The organism is Rickettsia sp., from assembly GCF_965035265.1.
The window spans coordinates 1-4,014 of record NZ_CBCDJS010000108.1; the positions used below are offsets into that span (position 1 = coordinate 1).

Here is a 4,014-nt window from a genome sequence, read left to right on the forward strand (position 1 = left end):
ATGAAGGTGAGCAAGCATTAATGCAAGAGATAAACTAAGTAAGTTTGTTATGGCTTTGTTGCAGCATGTATATATGTCATTCCTGCGAAAGCAGGAATCCAGTAATCAACAAACACAAATGTTGCTAGTTTTTAAAACTAGTATATTTAAAATTGTCTCTCTTTCTCTAGATTCCCGCTTTCGCGGGAATGACATATAAGTTATTCATGAATTCTCATACAAAACAAAAAATAGGTATTTTTGGGCTTGGTAAAACCGGTATGTCGGTTTACGAGGAGCTACAAGATAAATATGATGTAATTGTTTATGATGATTTAAAAGCAAATAGAGATATATTTGAAGAATTATTCGGAAAAAGCCTTATTGCTGCTTTATCCGATTCAAGATGGCAAAATTTAGATAAAATTGTCTTAAGTCCCGGAGTTCCGCTTACGCATGAAGTAGTAAGAATTGCTCATCATTTCAATATATCAATTACTTCTGATATAGATTTATTATTTGAAAAATCAAAAAATTTAAACTTTATCGCCGTAACCGGTACAAACGGTAAAAGTACTACTGCTGCTTTAATAAGCCATATTTTAAATAGTAATGGTTTAGACTATCCAGTTGCAGGTAATATAGGGGTTCCGGCTTTAAAAGCCAAGAATAGTAAAGACGGATATGTGCTTGAATTATCTTCTTTTCAGCTAGATTTAGTAAAAACCTTTACAGCTAAAATAGCAGTACTTCTTAATATAACTCCTGACCATTTAGATAGACATCAAGACATGAATGGCTATATTGTAGCAAAATCTAAGATTTTCGCTCGAATGGATAATAGTTGTTATGCAGTAATTAATATTGATAATAATTATTGTCATGAAGTCTTTATAAAATTGCAGCAAGAACAACGTATAAAACTAATTCCATTCTCGGTTACTAAAATCCTTGAAAGCGGTGTATCAATAGTTGATAATAAAATTAATGATAATTTTTTTGATGATAGTAGCTTTAAATTGCTGTTTAATAAAAATCTTCAAGGTATTCATAATTGTGAAAACATTGCAGCAAGTTATGCAGTAGCTAAGATAATGGGAGTAGAATCTACAAAAATACTTGAGTCTTTAAGTAGTTTTCAAAGTTTACCTCATAGAATGCAATATATCGGTAGTATAAATAATATAAATTTTTACAATGACAGCAAAGCAACAAATGCAATATCTGCTATGCAGTCAATTAAAGCACTTGATAATATTTACTGGCTTGCAGGAGGAATACCGAAAGAGGGAGGTATTGAAGAAGTAAAACCTTATTTTGGTAAAATTAAGAAAGCTTATTTTTATGGACAAGCTAAAAAAATATTTGCAGATACTGCTCTTGGTATAGTAGATTTTGTAATATGTGATGATCTTGAGCAAGCTTTTGAACTCGCATACAAAGATGCTTGCAGCGATAATGCAAAGGTAAAAAATATTTTGCTAGCACCTAGTTGTAGCTCATATGATCAGTTTAAAAATTTTGAAGAACGTGGTGAGTTATTTATTAAATTGTATAATATACTATCACCCCGCGACTTGATTACGGGGCCTAAAAATAATGAATTAGATACCGCGATCAAGTCGCGGTATGACAAAGTAGATTCCCACTTTCGAGGGAATGACATATAGCCATGAATAACGAAATATCTAATAGTTTTATTAAATTATGGTGGCGTAGCACCGACCGCCAAATAATAATTTCTTTGATAATTTTATTTGCTTTCAGTCTAATGCTGGTTACCACCTCAGGTTCGGCGGTTGCAAGTAGAATAGGACTTGAAGAAAATTATTTTGCATCTAGACAAATATTTTATTTAGCCGCCGCTTCAGGGCTTATATTATTATTTTCATGCCTTAATAAGAAATGGTTAAGGCGTTTTGCAATAGTTGGGTTTATTGCCAGTGTAGTTTTATTAATAGCAGTTAAATTTTTTGGCTATGAAGTAAAAGGGGCAGTGCGATGGATTAATATTCTAGGTCTATCTATTCAGCCTTCGGAATTTATCAAACCGTTTTTTGCAGTTGTTACGGGCTGGATATTATCGCTAAAATTTAATGATGATTTTCCAAGTTTTACAATTTGTGTAATACTTTATTCTATTGTTGCTATTCTCTTAATTATTCAGCCGGATTTTGGAATGCTTGTAATGATTACGGCAGTTTTCGGTATTCAGCTGTTTATTGCTGGTATGCCGATATTTTGGATTGTTCTAGCCGGTTTTTTAGGAATGATAGGAGTAACTATTGCTTATTTTTGGTTACCTCACGTAACGCAAAGAATTAATTCATTTTTAGATCCCGATAGTAGCGAGAATTATCAAGTGAGTAAGTCTCTTAAGGCTTTTGAGCATGGCGGTTTATATGGACGCGGTCCAGGGGAGGGAGCAGTAAAGCAGGTATTACCCGATTCACATACGGATTTTATTTTTGCTGTAGCAGGTGAGGAGTTTGGAGCTATTATTTGCCTAATTGTTATAGGTATATTTGCTTTTATAGTATTAAGAAGTCTTATTAAATTATTAAACGAAACAGATAAGTTTGTACAATTCGCTGCTAGCGGTATAGTTGCACAATTAGGGCTTCAGGCAATAATTAATATGGGAGTGACTTTACATTTACTTCCTACTAAAGGTATGACATTGCCGTTTATTAGTTACGGTGGTTCTTCAACGCTTGCAATTGCTATCGCTACCGGTATGCTTCTTGGCTTTACAAGACACCGAACACCTTTAAATTCTTATAAAATACATAATATTGAAATATGAAAAAAATAATTTTGGTAGCAGGTGGCACTGGTGGGCATTTTTTTCCGGCAGTCGCTCTTGGAGAGGAATTAATAAAACGTGGGTATGAAGTTCATTTTATTACTGATTTAAGGTGCCAAAAATATATAAATCAGGATATAAAAGTAATTTTTCATATCTTAGATTTAAAACGATCAAGTAATATTTTTTTATTTTTACCAAGATTATCAATTGCAGTTTTGAAAGCTATTAGATTATTATATAATATAAAGCCTTCCGTCATTGTGGGATTTGGCGGTTATCCTGTTATATCTTCAATGTTTGCGGCAATTTTTTTAAGAGTACCGATTATAATTCATGAACAGAATTCTTACCTTGGAAAAGTTAATAAATTTTTTGCAAGCTTTGCTAAAAATATAGCTATTTCTTATGAAAACGTAAAGAATTTACCGGAATTTGCAAAAAGTAAAATAGTAATTACCGGTGGGATAGTTAGAAGGAATATTAGGGAATTGGATTCTGTGGGGCATGTCATACCGCGGCTTGACCGCGGTATCCATAAAAACATTAAACAAGACTGGATCCCGCGATCAAGTCGCGGGATGACAATAACCCAAGAGAAGCCGCGGAATGACAAGCTTTTTACTATATTTATCTTTGGAGGGAGTCAGGGAGCTAAATTATTTTCAGAGTTAATACCGGATAGTATTAAAATTTTGATGCAGAAGCAGCCGGAATTAAAATTGTATGTGGTTCAGCAAGCAGCATTTGATGATCAAGAAAAAATAAGAAAAATATATTCAGAATTAAATATTGCTTATGAGCTTGCTGAGTTCTTTGATGATATGGTATCGCAGTATAAGAAGGCTGACTTAGTAATTTCAAGAGCAGGGGCGTCTACGATAGAAGAGCTGACATATATAGGGTTACCTGCAATTTTTATCCCGCTACCAAGTGCTGCGGATAATCATCAATATTATAATGCAAAATTATTGGAAGATAAAAAAGGAGGATGGTGTTTAGAGCAGAATAGCATTTCTGCCGAAAAATTAGCCGATAAAATACTTGATTTGATAAGTAATCCAAAGGTATTAGAGGATGCCTCACAAAATTTATTAAAAAGAAGAAAAGAAGGGCATGTATTGTTAAGTGATTTAATAGAAGAGGTGATTTAAGTTTTGGTCCTGCCGATGTCATTCCTGCGAAAGCAGGAATCCAGCATAAAGCGAGATAAATCGAGCTTTTAATTT

At 33.3% G+C, this 4,014-nt stretch carries 3 protein-coding genes and 1 pseudogene; all 4 read left to right on the forward strand.

The genetic code is table 11. The annotated features are described in order from the left end of the window. Window positions 1–49 precede the first annotated feature (49 nt). The 4 genes and pseudogenes from AC1Z7D_RS06295 (at window position 50) to murG (ending at window position 3,939) form a co-directional block, all read left to right on the forward strand. Entirely contained in the window at window positions 50–199 is a 150-nt protein-coding gene (locus tag AC1Z7D_RS06295; protein WP_482602943.1) for a hypothetical protein, read from the forward strand. Between the two features lie 7 nt (window positions 200–206). Next, window positions 207–1,574, forward strand: a pseudogene (gene murD / locus AC1Z7D_RS06300) (UDP-N-acetylmuramoyl-L-alanine--D-glutamate ligase); the annotation flags it as partial. Window positions 1,575–1,651: 77 nt separating this feature from the next. Next, on the forward strand, window positions 1,652–2,785 hold the full coding sequence (gene ftsW / locus AC1Z7D_RS06305; protein ID WP_482602945.1) for a putative lipid II flippase FtsW: 1,134 nt from the start codon (window positions 1,652–1,654) through the stop codon (window positions 2,783–2,785). Beyond that, window positions 2,782–3,939, forward strand: a complete 1,158-nt coding sequence (gene murG / locus AC1Z7D_RS06310; RefSeq protein ID WP_482602947.1) for an undecaprenyldiphospho-muramoylpentapeptide beta-N-acetylglucosaminyltransferase — start codon at window positions 2,782–2,784, stop codon at window positions 3,937–3,939. The genes ftsW and murG overlap by 4 nt, the downstream gene beginning before the upstream one ends. Window positions 3,940–4,014 lie beyond the last annotated feature (75 nt).

Bases quoted from the DNA above. Each gene is read 5' to 3' on its own strand.
- AC1Z7D_RS06295 (WP_482602943.1), top strand. From the start codon at position 50: ATGGCTTTGTTGCAGCATGTATATATGTCATTCCTGCGAAAGCAGGAA.
- ftsW (WP_482602945.1), top strand. From the start codon at position 1,652: ATGAATAACGAAATATCTAATAGTTTTATTAAATTATGGTGGCGTAGC.
- murG (WP_482602947.1), top strand. From the start codon at position 2,782: ATGAAAAAAATAATTTTGGTAGCAGGTGGCACTGGTGGGCATTTTTTT.